This is a genomic window from Shewanella sp. SR1 (genome assembly GCF_020447145.1).
Lineage (GTDB): Bacteria > Pseudomonadota > Gammaproteobacteria > Enterobacterales > Shewanellaceae > Shewanella > Shewanella baltica.
Map to the genome: position 1 here is coordinate 45,852 of NZ_JAJAEF010000008.1, position 19,408 is coordinate 65,259.

A 19,408-nucleotide genomic window follows, 5' to 3' on the forward strand; every position below is an offset into this window, starting at 1 on the left:
CAAGTAAACTCAGGTGGCTTTCATTTATGTCTTCAATGCTTTATAGCATTGAGCCCATCAAAATATTAAATGCTCGGTAATGGCTCGCCGCCGTCACCTAATTCAACGCTATCAACACGTTGTAAGCCTCTAGGCAACTTAGCGCCACGACGACCACGTTCTCCACGATAATGCTCAAGATCGCTAGGCTTAAGTGTGAGTTTGCGCTTACCCGCCCACAAGGTGACTGGCGTATCACTCGGCACTAATTGTAAGTGCGTCATCAGCTCTTCACGGTTCTTGGCTCTTTCCGTAGGAATGCCGATAATCTTGTTACCTTTCCCCTTAGATAATTGCGGTAAGGCTTCAAGGGAGAACAACAACATTCGACCTTCGTTCGTGATCGCCAAGAGCGACATTTCCTTCGTGCGATCAATCAACTTAGGCGTTAATGACTTAGCGTTTGTCGGCAAACTCAGCAAGGCCTTACCCGCCTTATTGCGCGACACCATATCATTGTACGAGCAAATAAAACCGTAACCCGCGTCAGTTGCCAACAGGTAACATTGGTCTTCCTCACCCATCAATACATGCTGCATGGTTTCGCCAGGCGCCATATTGAAGCGAGTCGTGATAGGCTCGCCTTGGCTGCGTGCCGATGGTAAAGTATGACTGTCGGTCGCAAATGCCCGCCCAGACGAATCAATAAACACCGCCGCCTGATTACTACGCCCTATGGCGCTACACAGATATTGGTCGCCAGACTTATAGGAGAGCGATAACGGATCGATATCGTGGCCCTTAGCACAACGCACCCAACCTTTCTCAGACAAGACCACTGTCACAGCCTCAGTCGGCGTTAACTCTTGTTCCGTTAAGGCGCGAGACTCGTTGCGCAGCACTATTGGAGAGCGACGATCATCACCGTAGGTTTCGGCATCTTGAATTAATTCTTTCTTGATCAAGGTCTTCAAGCGACGCTCTGAACCCAATAACTGCTCGAGTTTCTCGCGCTCGGCTTCAAGCTCATTCTGCTCGGCCGTGATCTTAAATTCTTCTAACTTAGCTAAATGACGTAACTTTAACTCGAGGATCGATTCAGCTTGTTTATCACTGAGTGAGAAACGGGCCATTAACTCGGCTTTAGGCTCATCGTGAAAACGAATAATCTCAATCACTTCATCAATGTTGAGAAAAGCGATCATTAACGCTTCGAGTATGTGTAACCGCGATACGACTTTATCTAGACGATATTCCAGACGACGTTTAACCGTGTCGACTCGGAACTCTAACCACTCAGTTAATAAGGTTTTTAGCCCTTTAACCCGTGGACGACCATCAAGACCCAACACGTTTAAGTTAACTCTAAAGCTCTTTTCTAAGTCCGTGGTAGCAAACAAATGCGCCATCAGTTGATCGCAATCGACACGATTTGAGCGCGGCACGACCACCAGCCGCACTGGGTTTTCATGATCCGACTCATCGCGTAAATCGGCCACCATAGGCAATTTCTTCGCCTGCATTTGGCCGGCGATTTGCTCTAAAATTTTACCGCTACTGGCTTGATGCGGCAGCGCAGTAATGATGATTTCACCACCATCGACTGTGTAAACCGCGCGCGCTCTTAATGACCCACGGCCCGATTCATAAATTTTTGCAATATCGGCAGACGGGGTAATGATCTCGGCTTCGGTCGGATAATCAGGCCCAGGTACAAAGGCCATCAATTGCTCGAGTTCAAGCTTAGGATCATCAAGCAATGCTACGCAGGCCGAGACTAATTCCCTGACGTTATGCGGCGGAATATCCGTCGCCATGCCCACGGCAATACCGGTAATACCATTAAGTAAAATATGCGGTAAACGTGCCGGCAGTACTTTTGGCTCTTTTAACGTACCATCAAAGTTAGCGCCCCACTCGACCGTGCCTTGTCCCAGCTCGCTGAGCAACACTTCTGAGAATTTAGATAAACGCGCTTCGGTGTAACGCATGGCCGCAAATGACTTAGGATCATCGGGCGCCCCCCAGTTACCTTGACCATCGACTAACGGATAGCGATAGGAGAATGGCTGCGCCATCAATACCATAGCCTCATAACAGGCGCTATCGCCGTGGGGATGGTATTTACCTAATACGTCACCGACCGTACGTGCCGACTTTTTATGCTTAGATTGAGCCGATAAACCTAACTCACTCATCGCATAGATAATTCGACGCTGTACCGGTTTAAGCCCATCACCAATGTGTGGCAGAGCTCGGTCCATAATGACGTACATGGAATAATTCAGATAAGCCTCTTCGGTAAAGCGCCGTAATGGCATTTGCTCTACCCCATCGAGACTTAACTTGATAGCGTCACTCATTTTCTTCTAGTTCCTGTGGTTCTTCAGTACTATCGCCCTTGTAGAACAAGCGATACACGTTACCTTTTAAATCATCTGAGATGTACATAGCTCCGTCGGCTGCCGATAACAGCGCAAAGGGACGAGCGACGGGAAATTCACCGTCAAGGAAACTGACAACCGTTTCACGACTCACCACTTTTTGATCTTCAATCTTAAGCATAACCACTTGGTAACCGACTTTACTCGAACGATTCCACGAGCCATTTTCGGCGACAAACAACTGATTATGGTAAATATTTGGAAACTGACTGCCACGATAAAAGGCGAGCCCCGTGGGTGCAACATGGGCTGGCAGTTCATATACTGGCAGCGTAATTTTTAGATTTTTTGGCTTTTCATAGGCAGGCTCAACCACAGTACTGGCATGTAAATAAGGGAAGCCATAATGACTCCCTATCACATCGATGCGGTTAATCTCATCGGGTGGCAAGTTGTCCCCCATCCAATCACGGCCTTGATCGGCAAACCATAATTTTTTGTCTATTGGCGACCAATCAAATCCACTTGCATCACGCACACCAGCCGCAATCTGCTCACTCGCGCCTGTATCAACATTGATCGCTATGATACTACTGTAAGGCACTGGCGCTTCACAGACGTTACAGGGCGCACCAATAGACACATATAAACGGCCATCTGGGCCAAAATTAATTGCCCGAGAACTTTTCTTCTCTGAGTAAGGCAAGTCACTGTAAATCTCTTTGGGTCGACTCGGGCGGCGCAATCTTTGCTCAATATCAACAAAGCGCACGATTTGATTTTCAGTGGCGACAAACAAGTCACCATTGTGGAATGCAATCGCATCGGGTGATTCAAGCCCTTTGGCTATCACATAGCGCTTATCGACACGACCATCTTGATTACTATCAACGAGAGCATGGATAGTGCCGCTCTTATTGGAACCGACAAATAAAGTGCCATTAGCCCCCATCGCCATCTGCTTAGCATCGCCAATATCCGAGGCATAAAGCGATAAACCAAAACCCTTAGCGACGGTAATCATGATCGATTGGGAACCCGCAAAGGCGCTATTGCAGAACAATAACGTTACACTCACTAAGAGCGTAAAACCGGCAGAAAATACCTTTAAGCAATTATAATTATTAGTTTTAATATACAACATTGTAATTTTCTTTATGCCTATGTTTTATTGTTATCGGCAATAGTGCACAACATTAAAGTAAAGCCATGTCACCCTTATCTTCAAGCCAGTTTTTACGGTCCGGCGAACGCTTCTTAGCGAGCAACATATCCATCAAAGCATCCGTTTCTTCGATGTCATCTATCGTCAACTGTACTAAACGACGGGTGTTTGGATCCATCGTTGTTTCACGAAGTTGTAAAGGATTCATCTCACCCAAGCCCTTAAAGCGGGTGACTTGTACCTTACCCTTTTTATTCTCAGCGGCAATGCGATCTAAAATCCCCGCTCTTTCGGCCTCATCTAAGGCGTAATACACCTCTTTGCCGATATCGATACGGAACAACGGCGGCATGGCAATATACACATGACCCTGTTCAACCAAGATACGGTAATGCTTCAAAAATAGCGCGCATAACAAGGTAGCAATGTGCAGTCCGTCCGAGTCGGCATCCGCAAGGATACAAATCTTGCCATAACGTAGTTCTGAAATATCACTACTATCGGGATCGCAACCAATTGCGACCGAAATATCATGGACTTCCTGCGAGGCTAATACTTGTGAAGCATCGACTTCCCAGGTGTTTAAGATTTTCCCACGCAGCGGCATGATGGCTTGAAACTCACGATCGCGAGCTTGTTTCGCACTGCCACCCGCAGAATCCCCTTCCACGAGGAATAACTCTCCGCGCATTGGATCTTGGCCACTACAGTCCGTTAGCTTACCCGGCAGAGCAGGCCCTGAAGTCACCTTTTTACGAGCAACTTTTTTGGCGGCCTTTAACCGACTCTGGGCATTATTAATGCACATTTCGGCTAACGATTCAGCGAGTTCAGTATTTGAGTTCAACCAGAGTGAAAAAGCATCACGTACTACGCCAGACACAAATGCGGCGCATTGACGGCTCGAAAGCTTTTCTTTGGTTTGGCCAGCAAACTGCGGTTCTTGCATCTTCACCGACAAAATAAATGCGGCGCGATCCCAAATGTCTTCGGGTGAAAGTTTAATGCCGCGAGGAATTAAGTTTCTGAACTCACAAAATTCGCGCATTGACTCCAATAAGCCTTGGCGGAAACCATTCACATGGGTACCACCGAGCGGAGTCGGAATTAAGTTAACATAACTTTCGCCAATGGATTCACCGCCTTCTGGCAGCCAAGTAATTGCCCAATCAGCGGCTTCTAGCTGGCCCTTAAAACAGCCGACAAACGGCTCGTCTGGCAACCTTAAATTGTCGCCAATCGCCGCCTTCAAATAATCAGTTAGGCCGCTTTCATAGAACCATTCATGGACTTCATTTGTCTGTTTGTTGGTGAATTTAATCCGTAAGCCTGGGCACAGTACCGCTTTGGCCCGCAGCAGATAAATCAATTTTGAATTTGAGAAGTTAGCCGAATCAAAATAGCTGGCGTCGGGCCAAAAATGCACTCGTGTTCCGGTATTGCGACGACCACAAGTTCCCGTTGGGCGTAACTCTTCAACCTTAAAGCCATTTTCAAATGCGATATCATACACTTGGCCATCACGGCGAACTGTCACTTCAACACGGCGCGACAGCGCGTTAACGACTGAAATCCCCACACCATGCAAACCGCCAGAGAACTGGTAGTTTTTATTCGAAAATTTACCGCCGGCATGCAATTTGGTCAGAATTAACTCGACCCCAGGAATGCCTTCTTCTGGGTGGATATCCACCGGCATACCACGGCCATCATCGGTGACTTCGAGGGAGTTATCTGTATGTAGAACAACTTCAATTTTGGTCGCGTGGCCCGCTAATGCTTCATCGACACTGTTGTCTATGACCTCTTGGCCCAAATGGTTCGGTCTGGAGGTGTCGGTATACATACCTGGACGGCGTTTAACAGGATCGAGTCCGTTGAGAACTTCAATGGCGTCAGAGGTGTATTGATTCGTCATAGGGCACGCTATAGGTTGTTATATCCGGCCATGTTGCGGCTCGGCATGTCTGTTTGTCAAGGTAAGTGTAAAAATTGGCTTACAGTTTGCAGATGCGATTCGTAGCCAACAAAACTGTGATCGCCTCCCGCTTCAATTCGCAATTGGCAGTGATGGTACTTATTGACCGCTTCTCGATAATCCAGCACTTCATCACCCGTCTGCAATAATACCAAAAAACGATCCGGATTGCGGATAACAGCCGTATTAAATTCAGCAACTTCCCGCTTATGCTCGGGCACGACAAGATAATGCTGTTCGGTATAGGGATTAAATTGCGGCCCCATAAACTCATCAAACAATTCAAAGGGTTTTACCGCTGGATTGACTAACACTGCTTTGCCGCCATAAGTTTCGGCTAAATAGCTGGCAAAATATCCGCCTAACGATGAGCCTATGTAAGCTAATGGCTCTTTGGCATCGAGAGCCGCCTCAACATAAGTGGTTAACAGCGCCATGGCTGCCTTGGGTGTATTGGGCAATTGCGGCTGATGAAAGAGCACACTCGGGTGATGCTGCGCCATGTACTTAGCCGTCATCACAGCTTTATCTGAAAAGGGTGAGCTATTAAATCCGTGAATATAAAGCAGCATATTTCCTCAGGCTGCGGTTATTCGCGTTAATAACCGCTAGAGTTGTTGTCGGGGGAAAAATGGTTACCCGGTACGCGATACACTTTAGTGTTGATGCTACCATCGGCTTTCAACTCCAGCAAACGATAACCAGGTTGGACGCTATCCAAGGCAAAATAAGGCGATAACGGCTTAAATTGAATACAAGTGGAAGGCGTCGCCATCAGCTGCATGCTGCCATGGGGGCCGTTGTGGTGGGTATCGATACATTGGTGCACATGGCCCCAGAGCAATCCTTTGACCTGCGGATACTTTGCCACTCGCGCAATAAACTCAGCGCCATTGTCCATGCAATGCTGATCCAGCCAAGTGCAATTCACGACGATGGGATTGTGGTGCATCACCAATAAAGTGTGGCATTCGGGATGTGCGGCAATGGCTTCGTCAATTAATTCAAACTGAGTCTCGGCCATATTGCCGCCGGGCTTTCCCCGCACGGTTGAATCCAACATGAGGATTTGCCAGTTTCCCGCCAGAATACGCTGCTGTCCAAAAATCTGTTCACCCTGCATATGCAGATACATGATCCGCGGATCATCATGATTTCCAGGAAGATAATGACAAGGTAAACCAACAGGCGTGACGGCTTTCACGAATTGCTGATAGGACTCAGCCGAGTAGTCTTGACTTAAGTCACCCGTGGCAAGCATCAAATGAGCGGGATAGTCCACAGCTCTAATTGTATTTAATACGGCATCAAAACTCTTGCCAGTATTGACTCCTAATAGCTGAGCTTCAGGATCAGCAAAAAGATGCGGATCTGTGACTTGCACGATACGCACGCTTTCCCCTTCAGCTATGGAGTAAGAGACAGCCTCTTTCAGCACATTGAATACCCAATTCTAAGACTGGCACACGACACTATGGTGGTAACCAATCTTTAATAACTCTTCCAGGAATGCATTCACCTGGTACTTTTCATCACTTTGATACATACGGACATTGGGATAATCATACACTGGGCGTAATTGGTAAATCTGTTGACCAGTTAACACTTCTGCTAATTTAGCATCGTGATAAATTCTCACTAACACCTTGGGAGTATTGACAAACTCCTTGATTGCGATGGGACGAGATATCTCAACTAATTGAGTATATTTGGTATTTTCTAAAATTCGTACTACTAATATACCAAACTCACCTTCGAGTCGCCATGACTCACCGATAGCTATCTCTAACGGTAACCATTTCAACATGTAACCATAATTTCGCCCGCACAGTGCTAAAAAGTCACTGACGTTAGGTTTATAGCGCTGTTTTAGACTCGAAGTAGCCAAATTCATCCCAACTTAAACCAGTTGTTGATAGTTTAATTGTAACCATTGTAATCCAATGACGGTCGACGCATTATCGATCTCGCCCGCAACCACACTATTATAAGCTTGCTCGCGGCTCATGACATGCAATCGAATATCTTCGTGCTCTTCTGCTAATCCATGCAATCCACGGGCGTCGTTCGAATCGACATCGGCCCAATAGAAATAGAAACGTTCTGTGCTGCCACCTGGGCTGGCAAGATAACTATTCACGCTGTGCATTTGCTTAGCAACTAAGCCGGTTTCTTCCATTAATTCGCGGTGCGCAACGTCCAGAGGCGTTTCTTCGGGCGCAATCATACCCGCGACCAACTCGAGAAGCCAAGGAGATTTAGTGGTTGCTAATGCAGGAAAACGCACCTGTTCGATGAGTACCACTTTATCTTGTCTGGCATCATAGGGCAGAACAACCACGGCATGACCCCGTTCAAACACTTCGCGGGTAACAGGTTTGCTCCAGCCGCCAGCGAATAATTTATGTTTGAAAGTGTATTCGTCCATTGAGAAAAATCCTTGGTAAAGGGATTTTTTTTCTAAGATCTCAATATCCGTTTGCGAAAAAACAGGGGGTTTCATACTCTATCCTTAAAAGTTGAATTTGCGCTTATAATCAAGGCAATTTGAGCACATTTTTAAAATAAAATCTGTTACACTTCGAATTTGACTTGAAAGTGTCAGAGTTCTTAGACTCTAGGTCATTAAGTTTTAGCTGTATCGGGAAGCGTCGGGAAGCGCAAACCGCCTTGGTAAAGGCATTACTTAGTCTAAACGAAGTTAAAATATTCCTCCGTGGGGGGATTTTGTCTAATAAGGACAGCAAATGAAATTTAAGATCCATAATTTATGCGCAGCATTAACACTTGCGGCTTCCGCTTCAGCGGTGCAAGCAGATGATTTGTTGCAAATTTATCAACAAGCACTGACCAGCGACCCGCTCGTATTGCAAGCCCAAGCCCAGCGTAATGGTTTGTTTGAACAAATTGAACAAAACCGTGCACCGCTGTTGCCAACCATTAGTGCAAACGTCGGTTACGACAAAGCTTGGAATGATCCGAAGGATGATTCAAGTGGTCTAGTAGGTAGCCTGAAATTAAATCAAGTTATCTATGATCACAGTGCTTGGGTCGGTTTAAGCCTTGCTGAGAAAGCCGCTTCTCAAGCTGATTCTGCGTATGCTTCAGCATTACAAAACCTGATTACTCGTATCACTACAGCCTATTTCAACGTATTAACGGCGAAAGACAACTACGAGTTCCAAGGTGCAGAAAAACGCGCGATCGAACGCCAACTTGAACAAACTAAACAACGTTTTGCAGTGGGGTTAACCGCAATTACCGATGTGCATGAAGCCCAAGCTCAATATGACTTAGCCTCAGCCACTGAAATTTTAGCTGAAAACACACTCGCTAATAGCTATGAAGCCTTACGTGAAATCACTGGCATCGATCACAAGACAATTAACGTGTTAGATACCAACCGTTTCTCGGCCGTTACGCCAGCGCCAACGTCGTCAAACGAATGGTTGAAGATTGCTGAAACCAATAGCGTCGATTTGATGACTCAACGTATCGGTAAAGATATCGCTCAAGAAACCATTAAGCTTTATCAAGCAGGCCACATGCCTTCTTTAAGCTTGAATGCAGGTTACAACAAAGGTCTTGAGCAAAAAACCGGTAATATCAATGAGCCTGACTTTGATAACGTCAGTGTCGGTGTCAACTTAAGCATTCCGATTTTCGAAGGCTTTAAAGTGAGCTCACAAGTTAATCAAGCGCAATTTCAATATGTTGAAGCGAGTGAAAAACTTGAGCAAGTTTACCGCGGTGTAGTGAAAAACGTCCGTAATAACTACAACAACGTAGGCGCTTCTATCAGCTCAATCAAAGCCTATGAGCAATCGGTTATTTCATCAGAAAGTGCACTGAAAGCCACTCAAGCGGGTTTCGAAGTCGGTACGCGTACTATAGTTGACGTATTGAACCGTACTCGTGACTTGTACGACTCAAAACGTAAATTATCAGATGCACGTTATAGCTACATCAACTCGGTCATTGCCTTGAAGCAAGCAGCGGGTACATTGAATGAAGATGACGTGATTGCCATCAACAATGGCTTAATTGCAGAGTAATCTCACTCTCGGTTCTCAGCTATAAAAGTTGTCAGATAAAAAAACCGCCGATAGGCGGTTTTTTATACTCAAACGCTAAATCAACAGATTAGAAGTTGATTTCAACACCTGCGAAGTAACCTTTAAATTTAGTATCGGCACTCACACCCGAGAAGTTACTCACGTCGAATAAAAACTCACGGTAGCCTACACGTACACGGGTATCGACAGCCAAACCATCGAACTGCCAACCTAAACCAATCGCATAGTCGTGAACGCTTGATTCATTTACGCCCTGCATCAAATCAGCAAAACCGTATAAACCTAAGCCAGGCATGCCCACATGCGTACTGGCATAACCCATTACAATGCCGCTATCGACATCTTTCTCTTCAGGGTGACCAGGATCTTGCACGCGCAGGGAGCCATTCATTAACTTGTAAGCGGCACCGAGATCCAATGACACTATATCGTTATCCAATATTTCGTAATACAGCACGAAATCTGTGTTACTCAAATCGGTATAAGCAGTCACATTACCTTTAAAATCATGACCATTGAAGTTGAAATCAGCACCAGACATGCTGCCTTTCTGATCTAAGCTATTTTCACGAATTTTAATATTAGGGACAAATGGCAATGGATGCTCAACCGCAATCCAGTAGCTACCTTGAGCCGATGAACTGTAATCAAATGTTTGCTGTGGTTGACCTTTATCGGCAAAAGTACCGCTAGTATCGGCGCGCCAGTAGTCACCGCCTATTGTGAAACCGACCACAGTGGCCGCTTGGGCTGATGTGGCCATGCATAATCCTAATACCGCACTGGCGAGGAGAGTTTTTTTCATAATTAACCTTGAGATAGCAAGTTCGTTAAATCAATCACCGCGGCATTCGCACGCGACACATAGTTAGCCATAACCAATGAATGATTAGCGACTAAGCCAAAACCGCTGCCATTAAGCACAACAGGGCTCCAGACAGTTTGCTGAGTCGCCTCCAGTTCACGAATGATCTGTCTTAGGCTCACTTCAGCATTTTTCTTCTTTAAGACATCGGCAAAATCGACTTCAACGGCGCGCATAAAGTTCAGCAAGGCCCATGAAGCACCACGACTCTCATAGAAAACATCATCAATTTTCCACCAGCTGGTTTTCACCTGATGGCTTGCCAAGTTAGGCGTGGATTGACGCGCCGCATTATCGCCGGCTAAATCGGTATTTAAACGCTCTTGGCCAACACTGGCCGATAAACGTTGTGACATGCTGCCCAGACGTTTCTGCACTTCTTTCAACCATTCATTGAGGTTGTCGGCGCGAGCATAAAACTGTGCATCTTGATTGCTAGGGTCCATCATGCGAGCACGGTAAAGCTTCAGCAATTTAATGGCATCGCGGTATTCGCTTTCGGCACTTGGCACTAACCAGCTCGTGTGATCAATATTGAGCTTAGACTGGGCTTCGCCTAAATCTTTATCCGCTGCAGATTGAGACTGTGAGCGACTAAACTCTTTACGCATAATCAAGGCTAAATCGCGGGCTTGTTCTAATGCGCCGTATTCAAATGCGGGCATGTTATCCATAAAAATGGAAGGTGGCATCACATCGTTTGATAACCAACCGCCTTGCTTATCCAGTAATGTTTCGACCGTGAGGATCAGCGAAGTGGTGGTTGCGTATCCGACCACATTTTTATCGGTAGCCGTCAATTGTTGAGGATTGATAGGATCGGGCTCGATACTCCACCACACACTCAGGCCATAACCGATTAATACTAAAAATAAACCGACACCGGTAACTTTTTTCCATGTAATTTGCATCAAGCGACTCCTTAATGATGGTGATGATGCTCTTGCTCTGCGGCGTTTTCTGCTTCTTTACTAACAGGCAGTGTAATCGCCATTTTCTCGCCATCGTCAAACTCTAATTGCAGTTCAACTTGCTGCTCTAACACCAATGGCGCTTTTAAGCCTAGCAACATGACGTGATCCCCTGACGGCGTTAACGTTAATGTGCCATGGGATGGGATATCAAAACCTTCAACATGGCGCATCTTCACCATGCCTTGATCTTCGATAATCGTGTGTAATTGGGCATCCTTTGCCACAGTAGTACTGACGCCGATAAGACGAACCGCTTTATCTGTGTGGTTTTCAAGCGTAAAGTAGGCGGCAGTATTTGGTACTGTCTCAGGCATGGCGCGTACATGACCTTCGGTCACTATCACGCTCGCCAACGCTGAAAATGATGCACAAGATAAAACTAGACAATTAAACAGCTGTTTGAATATTGGTTTCAATGTCTTAAACTCCATGTCTACCCAATGTCGTCGTAAAGGAAACAACCCATGAGTCATATACAGGTTCAGGATGATCAGGGCGTACGTATTATCAGCTTTAATCGCCCCGATAAACGCAATGCACTTGATCTTAATATGTATAAACAACTGACAGAATACCTGATCGAAGGTGAAGCAGACAACGACATTCGTGCCTTTATGCTCCATGGCCAAGATAATTGCTTCACCTCAGGCAATGATGTTGCAGACTTTTTGAAAAATAGTGACTTAGGGCCAAATCACCCCGCTGTTCGTTTCTTATTTTGCCTGCTGGAACTCAAAAAACCGCTGGTTGCCGCCGTTTCTGGCGCCGCCGTCGGCATTGGCACTACCGTACTACTGCACTGCGATCTGGTATACGCCGATAACACGGCGAAGTTTCAGCTGCCCTTCGTCAACTTAGCACTGGTGCCAGAAGCGGGTGCTAGCCTACTGTTACCTGAACTAGTGGGTTATCAAAAAGCGGCAGAGCTATTGCTACTCGGCGAAAGTTTTAATGCCGAGACGGCCCACAGACTCAATATGATCAACGAAATTGTGGCCCATGAAGACCTACTCAGTTATGCATTGTCTCAGGCTAAAAAGTTGGCAAATCAACCGCCACAAGCCCTACAAATCACACGTCAATTAATGCGTCCGCATAAAAATCGTGTACAACACCAAATGCATCAAGAATTAGAACAATTTAGCGCTAGGCTAAAAAGTGATGAGGCCAAGAGCAGATTTCAGGCTTTTTTGAAGAAGTAGTCTGCAAGCAGTATGCACATACATGTCGCATGAGGGTCAAAGTGCCCTCTTGTTGATAGGTTTAACACCCTATTTTTTAAAAAATTCTTTCAATTTCTCAATCAAGACAAGCCTCAAATATAAGCATCACTGCAGGCTTAAACGGGTCTTTTCCATTGATCAACTAACAGTGCTAAAACAAAGTAAATCAACAAACTCACGCCAGGCATAAATACCGTCGCGCCAGCCCACAACACTCGAGTCCAAAAGCAAGACCAACCAAATTTCCATGCCATACCAGCGGCAACACCACACACTAATCGCTCTGGGCTCTCCATACGTGCTTTTACTCGTTTCATCTCAAACCTCGACTCAATTGATTGTAATTTATTTATCACTATGCCACTGAAACCAGCAAATAATGCCTGAAAACAACGCAAGACTAATTACAGGTAACAGTAGCAAAGTCATTAAAGGTGCTACAAACCACATAAGCAGATCCCCTACTTAGCGCTATATTCATCGGCACTTGCCGACTCACCTTCATTCTCAGCGCTTAAGCCAAGTTGACTGTTGAAGTCATAAATACTTTCAGCAAGTTGTGTTTGCAATGACATCACAAACTCACGCTTAGCACTGACTAACATTTCTTGTGTTTGGGTAGTTAGCGTTTGCTCAATGGTTCCGACAACATCCGATATTGGCGCGGCTTCTGCGTGTACTGCAACACTACCGACTAACGCACCTAATAACACACTCATTTGTACTGATTTTTTAATGGTTAACGTAAACATGATGGCATCCCTTTCGATTAATTAACTTGACGAAAGGAGTATTACAAACTGCGTGCCAACTTATAAAAATATTTTTAAGATTATGATTTTAATAATTTTAAAAAAATTTATGTGGACAAGATGAGATATAGGGATGGATTGAAAAATAACAAGTGGTGAAAAATACTACTCAAATTAGTAAATTTCACCATCTTTTAAGTCGAGTGGAATTACTCTACAACTTCAGCCTGAATATTCTGAAAAGCCTGCTTTACCACTTCTATCCCAGCGCCGTTTTTATGGGCATTTTCGCTCAAATAACGACGCCACGCACGGGCACCCGGTAAGCCTTGGAATAACCCTATCATATGGCGAGTAATATGATTGAGTCGCCCACCCGACAGCAAATGTGCTTCGATATAAGGCAACATTGCCTCAATCACATCCTCACGGCTGATCACCGCCTTTTGGCTGCCACATAAAACTTGGTCCACCTGCGCCAGAATATAAGGATTCTGATAGGCCTCACGCCCCATCATCACGCCATCAAGCTGCGCTAAATGGAGTTGCGCTTGCTCAAGTGTGGTGACGCCGCCATTAATGCCAATATTAAGTGTGGGATAATCGCGCTTGAGTTGATATACACGCTCATAATCGAGCGGCGGGATCTCGCGATTCTCTTTCGGACTCAAACCTTGAAGCCAAGCCTTACGGGCATGAATAGTAAAATCCGTACACCCTTTTGCACTGACCACATCGATAAACTGGGTTAAAAACGCATAACTGTCTTGTTCATCAATCCCGATACGTGTCTTAACAGTCACAGGAATATCAACCACTTGCTTCATGGCATCAACGCACTCAGCCACTAATTCAGGTTCAGCCATCAAACACGCGCCAAAGCGACCATTCTGCACTCGGTCGGAAGGACAACCCACATTGAGGTTCACTTCATCGTAGCCACGCTCAGCCGCGAGTTTAGCGCAACGCGCTAAATCGACAGGATTAGAGCCACCTAACTGCAACGCCAAAGGATGTTCTTCTTGGTTATATGCCAAGTAATCCCCACGACCATGCAATATCGCCCCAGTTGTCACCATTTCCGTATACAACAATGCATTAGCCGACATCAAACGTGCAAAATAACGGTAATGACGATCGGTCCAATCCAGCATAGGGGCAATGGAGAAACGGTGGTCGATGGTTTTACTGCGAGAATCAGCTACAGAGCCTGTTTTTACTGAGTTTTCGTTGTTCTGTTTCTGAGTCATTTTAGGTCGTTTCCAGTCATTTATTGGTTGCACCTGCCCCACATCTGCCCCACAATTCCATGGGGCAGGTAAATTCCAAGAGGTTAGTCATGGCCGGTTATACCATTGAAAAACGCAAAACCAGCAAAGGCGAATTACGCTATCGCTGTACCGTCCGGGAACATAAAGGCGAGGCGGTAGTATACCGCGAATCGCGCACCTTTGGCAGACAGTCAGACGCGAAGAGCTGGGGCATGCAGATGGTAACCATGATCGAGCGTGATGGCATCCCTGGCGCAGTGGAGCCGGTGCCAACGATCCGTGAGTTGATTGCGATGTACCGCAACCACTCAGCAATAGCCCCAACCATAGGCCGCACCAAAGCCTATTGCCTGAACTTAGTGGCAGACTGTGATCTGGCCGCGATTCAGGCCGATGAGCTGACTATCAAAGATTTGGTCGACCATTGCCAGGCCAGACGCAAAGCCGGAGCTTCAGCGGCCACTATTGCACATGATATTAGCTACCTGAGTTCTGTGTTTGCTGCAGCCAAGCCGGTGTTTAATATTGCTGTCGACAACAAACTGATTACCGAAGGCCGTAAGATCCTCAATGATCTAAAACTGGTAGGTAAGGCACAAAAACGCACCAGACGGCCAGTGAGCGACGAGTTAGAGCGCATCATCAAGGGTTTAGAAAAACGCCAGGAGCATGTCACGGCCAAAATCCCTTTCACCGAAATACTCAACTTTGCCATTTTAAGCTGTATGCGGATCAGCGAAGTGTGCAAAATCAAATGGTCTGGCGTTGATGAAAAAAACAAAGCCGTGATGGTAGAAGACCGCAAAGACCCAAGGAAAAAAGCCGGTAACCATATGTTGGTGCCGTTATTGGGCGAAGCCTGGGAGATCTTACAACGCCAGCCTAAAACAGATGAGCTGATCTTTCCCTACAACGGCAAAAGCGTTACCGCAGGTTTTCAGCGGGTCAGAAAAGAGCTTGGCATTGAAGATTTACGCTGGCACGACCTGCGCCGCGAAGGTGCCTGCCGTTTATTCGAAGCCGGTTTTGTCATTGACGAAGTCGCCCAGGTCACAGGCCACAGGAATATCAACATCCTATGGCAAATCTACACCGACCTTTTCCCAAACCGGGTGCATGCGAAGTTTGAAAGGTTGCAACAGGGTAAGAGCCAAAACTGATCTGGAAACTGGGAAAAGCGGGACGCCCACTCCCCCTTGAACCTCCCTACACATTCAAAGCTCATGTGTTTGTCGCTAATTGTTAGTGAGTCACCAAAAGACCAAAGCAGTGTTAAGCTGGCTTTCAGAGACATCCTCTCGGTTTTTGGTTGAAGCGGCTGGCTATGCATTTTTGCCAGGCTCTCTCTCGAAGGAGACAAACATGTCTGTTGAATCAAAACTTTGTACAAGCAAAATTAAAAAATCCTTAGTTACATGTGCATATAATGACAATGCATTAAAAGCAGGCTTCGGGTTTATTTCTGAGCCAGGAATCCCTCATCTAACCATCGACAGCCAATCAGGTAACGGTGATGGTATGACACATTTGTTGTATACGTTGGCACATCAACTTACGAATCAAAATGAAAATATACTTGTCGCACAGGCAGAGCGAATATTCAGTTGCAATCTGATACAGCACCGAGATATGAAAAAATTATTCGACGTCAATTGGCTATTGATTGATGACGTAAACTTTTTGCTTGGAAAGCAAGTGTCTAGTAAGTTTCTCCTGTGTCATGGCTTTTGCTTTTAGGGTTTTAGGGATACTCCCTAACCAGACGAGAAATTAAGGAATGCGAAGCAAATTCCGTATTTCTCAGTGCTGGCTTAAAGAGGTACCTTTCTTACAAGGTTACTAATTTTTACTACAGACTCAAAAAAGAGAAAAAGGCCGCCATTGGCAGCCTTCTATTACTGAAGCATGCTGTGAACTAAAATCCTGCTTTGTGCGACATTATCTCGCCATAAATCCTTTCTGCGATCATAAGCATTTCTTTATCCTTAGGATGCTTGTTTACACCTTGGTGCTCATACTTATCATTAGCCAAATCTTGACGTGGGTATATGTCGCCAATGTAAACAAAATTGGCATTGTGCTCTTGGCAAATACCCTGAATAACATTATCAACAACTGACTTACCCCAATAAGTTGAAACGCAGAACACAGATGAATGAATTTTTTTTGGAATGGCGTTAAAGATTCCATTCAAAGATATGGATAATTCTTTTGTTGCACTTTTGACATTCTGAGTGTTGTCACCAAGCTGCAAAACAACAACATCAGTATTCGCACTATTAGCAAAAAGATCTTCTAATTGGTTTTTAAACTCCAAAATTGGCGACGAATCTACTTCTAAAGGATACATATTTCTAATGTATGCTGATTGACTATTAATACCTAATAGATCAAGAAGTTGGTGGGCATAGTCCGAATTCTCATTCGACGCAGCCATGCCATAAAATCCATTCCACCCTAAATTCGGTGCTGGTTGGTGCAACGTTAGACTATTTCCGAGAATCACAGCTTGAGCCTTACCTTCAAAAGATGGCGCTTCAACTTTTGGTAAAGAGTCACGACCAAGAGCATCTGAGTAACCATCTTTAACCAACTTAATCATTGAATACGGAGGTAACTTATAAACACCAGACAAGAATCCATACCCAAACGAACTAAGCGCAAGTACAACAGCAATTATTATTTTTTTCACAACTAAACCAACGATAAGAAAAGAAAAAAAATATTATACACGATCATAACGAGTGCGTGATATGCCCATTATGGTAAATAGCGAAGTTAGTCATCAAAAACACACACCACACACCTAAAAAGGCTTCTAAAGCCGTTTTCAAACAATGAATCCCCCCTAAATCACCCAGAAGTTGGCTGTAACTTTGTAACGCTTTAGAGCCAATTAACAGAGTAAAAACACATAGCGATCGCTTGAAGCAAAAACATCATAAACAACTTGCTCAAAACGGCGATAAAGCCGCACATCTTGCAAAGTTCTCCTACTCAAGTGTCTTTACAAAGGACATGACAACAATTGAAATCCTATTTTCAGATCTAAAGGAGCTGACGTGAAAATGAATAACTTCGACCCCACTGAGCTGGAAATTGCTTTATTGCCACTGGCGGATATCAACGCGGAGTGCTTTGAACTGTCGTGGGTGTTGCATGAGGCGCTTACGCGTGCAGGATACATAGTTACCGGCCATTCTGGTTATGTTCAGGCGGCTGCAGGCGATATTGTTGCGCCTCATTTCTGGCTTTCTGTCGACGGCTATATTGTCGATTTTCGCTTGAGGATGTGGCTGGGTGATGAGGACTCAGTGCCGCATGGCATATTTAAAGCGTCGGACGCTGCTGGTTTTGATTACTGCAGCGAAGCTTATGCCTTTTCGCGCTTAACGGATTCTGAGCTATTTGACCTGTCTGATGGCATGCTTGGTGTGCCCCCCACCTCTGTGTAAAAACCGATGTCAGATTCCAGATAGATAGGAATATGGCCCTTGCGGCTCCCCCAAACCTGGGCTGATTGATCGACATCGATATTCCACTACTGTGGAATTTGTGCGGCAAGATTCCAGATAGATAGTTATGTGGAAAGAAATTGGCTGGGATCTGGCCGGGTGTTCGCGGGGTGATTCCAAAATCCCTTCTCATTTTTAGCCGCTCTCAACTGTCTTCAGTTAAGCAAACCGATTCGAAACCAGACTCTGTACAGACATAACAAAGTTCAATATTTTCAATAATTTATTGATCAAAAACCAGACGTGATACATGCTTTCTGAAATTTGGCTTTTGAGGGGCTGGGATATGTCTGAAGGCTTTTTTTGTGGTATGGCGCTACTGCTTGGATTTTTTACTGTGGTGTTTATCTGGTCAATTTATAGCTACAAAAAACACCAGGCTAAGGACCAATAGGCAGACAAAAGCTGAGGGTTGCATTTTTAAATCTGGTGGTAGCCTTGAGCTGAATATGGAATGAAAGGATTTATGTATGCACTTTACTAAAACTATTTTTTTAATGCTACTCGTTGTTATTGGTTTGGATATCTATCAAAACACGAAATTCGGCTGGTGGCTGATTTGCTTTGCCCCCACCTTGTGGTGCTTGCCCGCCATCGCCTTTGTCGCCAGGCGGCCTCTAGGTTTATGCCTGTTGTTGCTTTGCTTTATAGCTTTTTTAGTCATGCATTGGGTAGCTGCACTTGCAACGCTTTGTGCAATAGTGCTGATTTGGATGGTTAAAACAGCCAAAACACTTCCACCTCGGCCTAAATCTCGGGTCGTTATCAAAAATTATCATTTCTGGTGAGTTGTCATGAGGGGGCACGAACTTTCACATGTGAAAGTTTTGCCCTATCACAGCATCAAAAAATAATTCGCTAATAACCAAGAATTGATGCTGTGAAACCTGAAATTTAAAGCCATGAATTAGATAACTGTTTTATCAAGACTTTTTATTTTTTGATTTTGTCCAAAAAGGGCAATTACAGCGCCGAGGTTTTCTGTGGTGCGCATTCAGAATACTCCTGCCAACTCATGAACATTGGAGGAATGTATGGCTGAAACAGAAAACGAAAAATTATTAACATTAGTTGAAGTGGCCACTATGACGTCGCTTTCACAATCGACAATCAGACGCTTAATTAACGCTGGTAAATTTCCAGCGCCGCTAAGACTCGGCCAAACCGGGCGGGCTATTCGATTCAGACCGGCTGAAATCAGACACTATCTGAATAATCTTTAACGG

The 19,408-nt window shown here is 45.2% G+C and carries 21 protein-coding genes; 7 read left to right on the top strand and 14 right to left on the bottom strand.

Features of this window, described 5'->3' with window-relative positions; genetic code table 11:
* Positions 1-65: 65 nt before the first annotated feature.
* Genes parC through nudF form a run of 7 tightly spaced genes read right to left on the bottom strand, consistent with a single transcriptional unit; the run spans position 66 to position 8,009 of the window.
* Positions 66-2,342 carry a DNA topoisomerase IV subunit A gene (parC, locus tag KV201_RS09425; RefSeq protein ID WP_006083020.1) on the bottom strand — a complete coding sequence of 759 codons (2,277 nt, stop codon included), beginning with the start codon at positions 2,340-2,342 and terminating at the stop codon, positions 66-68.
* Positions 2,335-3,507: a sorbosone dehydrogenase family protein gene (locus KV201_RS09430; protein ID WP_226059162.1), complete on the bottom strand. Its 1,173-nt coding sequence runs from the start codon at positions 3,505-3,507 to the stop codon at positions 2,335-2,337. Before KV201_RS09430 ends, parC begins: the two co-directional genes overlap by 8 nt.
* 52 nt (positions 3,508-3,559) lie before the next feature.
* Entirely contained in the window at positions 3,560-5,446 is a 1,887-nt protein-coding gene (parE, locus tag KV201_RS09435; RefSeq protein WP_006083022.1) for a DNA topoisomerase IV subunit B, read from the bottom strand.
* 56 nt (positions 5,447-5,502) lie between these two features.
* Positions 5,503-6,078: a YqiA/YcfP family alpha/beta fold hydrolase gene (locus tag KV201_RS09440; RefSeq protein WP_226059163.1), complete on the bottom strand. Its 576-nt coding sequence runs from the start codon at positions 6,076-6,078 to the stop codon at positions 5,503-5,505.
* Between the two features lie 26 nt (positions 6,079-6,104).
* Positions 6,105-6,944, bottom strand: coding sequence for a 3',5'-cyclic-AMP phosphodiesterase (cpdA, locus tag KV201_RS09445; protein WP_006083024.1), 840 nt, complete (start codon positions 6,942-6,944; stop codon positions 6,105-6,107).
* Between the two features lie 15 nt (positions 6,945-6,959).
* On the bottom strand, positions 6,960-7,400 hold the full coding sequence (locus KV201_RS09450; RefSeq protein WP_006083025.1) for a DUF1249 domain-containing protein: 441 nt from the start codon (positions 7,398-7,400) through the stop codon (positions 6,960-6,962).
* A gap of 6 nt (positions 7,401-7,406) precedes the next feature.
* Positions 7,407-8,009 (bottom strand): ADP-ribose diphosphatase, encoded by a 603-nt coding sequence (gene nudF, locus KV201_RS09455; protein ID WP_006086045.1) that lies wholly within the window; start codon positions 8,007-8,009, stop codon positions 7,407-7,409.
* Between the two features lie 244 nt (positions 8,010-8,253).
* Between nudF and tolC the strand changes: the two genes are divergently transcribed.
* Complete coding sequence (gene tolC / locus KV201_RS09460; protein WP_006086047.1) at positions 8,254-9,561, top strand: outer membrane channel protein TolC; 1,308 nt, start codon at positions 8,254-8,256, stop codon at positions 9,559-9,561.
* 88 nt (positions 9,562-9,649) lie between these two features.
* Here tolC and KV201_RS09465 read toward each other — a convergent pair whose 3' ends face one another.
* The 3 genes from KV201_RS09465 to KV201_RS09475 are packed head-to-tail and all read right to left on the bottom strand — an operon-like array spanning position 9,650 to position 11,852.
* A complete protein-coding gene (locus tag KV201_RS09465) occupies positions 9,650-10,387 on the bottom strand; it encodes a TIGR04219 family outer membrane beta-barrel protein (RefSeq protein ID WP_006083028.1) in 738 nt (245 codons plus the stop codon).
* A 2-nt stretch (positions 10,388-10,389) separates the two neighbouring features.
* On the bottom strand, positions 10,390-11,358 hold the full coding sequence (locus tag KV201_RS09470) for a DUF2333 family protein (RefSeq protein WP_226059164.1): 969 nt from the start codon (positions 11,356-11,358) through the stop codon (positions 10,390-10,392).
* 11 nt (positions 11,359-11,369) lie between these two features.
* The gene (locus KV201_RS09475) at positions 11,370-11,852 is read right to left on the bottom strand and encodes a copper chaperone PCu(A)C (protein WP_115335495.1); all 483 of its coding nucleotides are present in this window, start codon (positions 11,850-11,852) and stop codon (positions 11,370-11,372) included.
* 33 nt (positions 11,853-11,885) lie between these two features.
* Here KV201_RS09475 and KV201_RS09480 point away from each other — a divergent pair, with 33 nt between their 5' ends.
* Entirely contained in the window at positions 11,886-12,623 is a 738-nt protein-coding gene (locus tag KV201_RS09480) for an enoyl-CoA hydratase (protein ID WP_006083031.1), read from the top strand.
* Positions 12,624-12,760: 137 nt separating this feature from the next.
* Here the strand turns inward: KV201_RS09480 and KV201_RS09485 are convergent, their stop codons facing one another.
* The 3 genes from KV201_RS09485 to dusA all read right to left on the bottom strand — a co-directional run bounded on the left by KV201_RS09485 (position 12,761) and on the right by dusA (position 14,646).
* Entirely contained in the window at positions 12,761-12,961 is a 201-nt protein-coding gene (locus tag KV201_RS09485) for a PspC domain-containing protein (RefSeq protein ID WP_011847757.1), read from the bottom strand.
* Between the two features lie 144 nt (positions 12,962-13,105).
* Entirely contained in the window at positions 13,106-13,396 is a 291-nt protein-coding gene (locus KV201_RS09490; RefSeq protein WP_006086053.1) for a hypothetical protein, read from the bottom strand.
* 209 nt (positions 13,397-13,605) lie between these two features.
* A complete protein-coding gene (gene dusA / locus KV201_RS09495; protein ID WP_226059165.1) occupies positions 13,606-14,646 on the bottom strand; it encodes a tRNA dihydrouridine(20/20a) synthase DusA in 1,041 nt (346 codons plus the stop codon).
* Between the two features lie 89 nt (positions 14,647-14,735).
* Between dusA and KV201_RS09500 the strand changes: the two genes are divergently transcribed.
* Together KV201_RS09500 and KV201_RS09505 are read left to right on the top strand one after the other, a co-directional pair.
* A complete protein-coding gene (locus KV201_RS09500; RefSeq protein ID WP_226059166.1) occupies positions 14,736-15,827 on the top strand; it encodes a site-specific integrase in 1,092 nt (363 codons plus the stop codon).
* Positions 15,828-16,029: 202 nt separating this feature from the next.
* Complete coding sequence (locus tag KV201_RS09505) at positions 16,030-16,404, top strand: DnaA/Hda family protein (RefSeq protein ID WP_226059167.1); 375 nt, start codon at positions 16,030-16,032, stop codon at positions 16,402-16,404.
* A gap of 178 nt (positions 16,405-16,582) precedes the next feature.
* Here KV201_RS09505 and KV201_RS09510 read toward each other — a convergent pair whose 3' ends face one another.
* Positions 16,583-17,359 (bottom strand): hypothetical protein, encoded by a 777-nt coding sequence (locus tag KV201_RS09510; protein WP_226059168.1) that lies wholly within the window; start codon positions 17,357-17,359, stop codon positions 16,583-16,585.
* A gap of 370 nt (positions 17,360-17,729) precedes the next feature.
* Here KV201_RS09510 and KV201_RS09515 point away from each other — a divergent pair, with 370 nt between their 5' ends.
* The 3 genes from KV201_RS09515 (at position 17,730) to KV201_RS09525 (ending at position 19,405) form a co-directional block, all read left to right on the top strand.
* The gene (locus KV201_RS09515) at positions 17,730-18,122 is read left to right on the top strand and encodes a hypothetical protein (protein WP_226059169.1); all 393 of its coding nucleotides are present in this window, start codon (positions 17,730-17,732) and stop codon (positions 18,120-18,122) included.
* Between the two features lie 530 nt (positions 18,123-18,652).
* Positions 18,653-18,970, top strand: coding sequence for a hypothetical protein (locus KV201_RS09520; RefSeq protein WP_226059170.1), 318 nt, complete (start codon positions 18,653-18,655; stop codon positions 18,968-18,970).
* Positions 18,971-19,216: 246 nt separating this feature from the next.
* On the top strand, positions 19,217-19,405 hold the full coding sequence (locus KV201_RS09525; protein WP_226059171.1) for an AlpA family transcriptional regulator: 189 nt from the start codon (positions 19,217-19,219) through the stop codon (positions 19,403-19,405).
* Positions 19,406-19,408 lie beyond the last annotated feature (3 nt).

Bases quoted from the DNA above. Each gene is read 5' to 3' on its own strand.
- parC (WP_006083020.1), bottom strand. From the start codon at position 2,342: ATGAGTGACGCTATCAAGTTAAGTCTCGATGGGGTAGAGCAAATGCCA.
- KV201_RS09430 (WP_226059162.1), bottom strand. From the start codon at position 3,507: ATGTTGTATATTAAAACTAATAATTATAATTGCTTAAAGGTATTTTCT.
- parE (WP_006083022.1), bottom strand. From the start codon at position 5,446: ATGACGAATCAATACACCTCTGACGCCATTGAAGTTCTCAACGGACTC.
- KV201_RS09440 (WP_226059163.1), bottom strand. From the start codon at position 6,078: ATGCTGCTTTATATTCACGGATTTAATAGCTCACCCTTTTCAGATAAA.
- KV201_RS09450 (WP_006083025.1), bottom strand. From the start codon at position 7,400: ATGAATTTGGCTACTTCGAGTCTAAAACAGCGCTATAAACCTAACGTC.
- nudF (WP_006086045.1), bottom strand. From the start codon at position 8,009: ATGAAACCCCCTGTTTTTTCGCAAACGGATATTGAGATCTTAGAAAAA.
- tolC (WP_006086047.1), top strand. From the start codon at position 8,254: ATGAAATTTAAGATCCATAATTTATGCGCAGCATTAACACTTGCGGCT.
- KV201_RS09465 (WP_006083028.1), bottom strand. From the start codon at position 10,387: ATGAAAAAAACTCTCCTCGCCAGTGCGGTATTAGGATTATGCATGGCC.
- KV201_RS09470 (WP_226059164.1), bottom strand. From the start codon at position 11,358: ATGCAAATTACATGGAAAAAAGTTACCGGTGTCGGTTTATTTTTAGTA.
- KV201_RS09475 (WP_115335495.1), bottom strand. From the start codon at position 11,852: ATGGAGTTTAAGACATTGAAACCAATATTCAAACAGCTGTTTAATTGT.
- KV201_RS09480 (WP_006083031.1), top strand. From the start codon at position 11,886: ATGAGTCATATACAGGTTCAGGATGATCAGGGCGTACGTATTATCAGC.
- KV201_RS09485 (WP_011847757.1), bottom strand. From the start codon at position 12,961: ATGAAACGAGTAAAAGCACGTATGGAGAGCCCAGAGCGATTAGTGTGT.
- KV201_RS09490 (WP_006086053.1), bottom strand. From the start codon at position 13,396: ATGTTTACGTTAACCATTAAAAAATCAGTACAAATGAGTGTGTTATTA.
- dusA (WP_226059165.1), bottom strand. From the start codon at position 14,646: ATGACTCAGAAACAGAACAACGAAAACTCAGTAAAAACAGGCTCTGTA.
- KV201_RS09500 (WP_226059166.1), top strand. From the start codon at position 14,736: ATGGCCGGTTATACCATTGAAAAACGCAAAACCAGCAAAGGCGAATTA.
- KV201_RS09505 (WP_226059167.1), top strand. From the start codon at position 16,030: ATGTCTGTTGAATCAAAACTTTGTACAAGCAAAATTAAAAAATCCTTA.
- KV201_RS09520 (WP_226059170.1), top strand. From the start codon at position 18,653: ATGCACTTTACTAAAACTATTTTTTTAATGCTACTCGTTGTTATTGGT.
- KV201_RS09525 (WP_226059171.1), top strand. From the start codon at position 19,217: ATGGCTGAAACAGAAAACGAAAAATTATTAACATTAGTTGAAGTGGCC.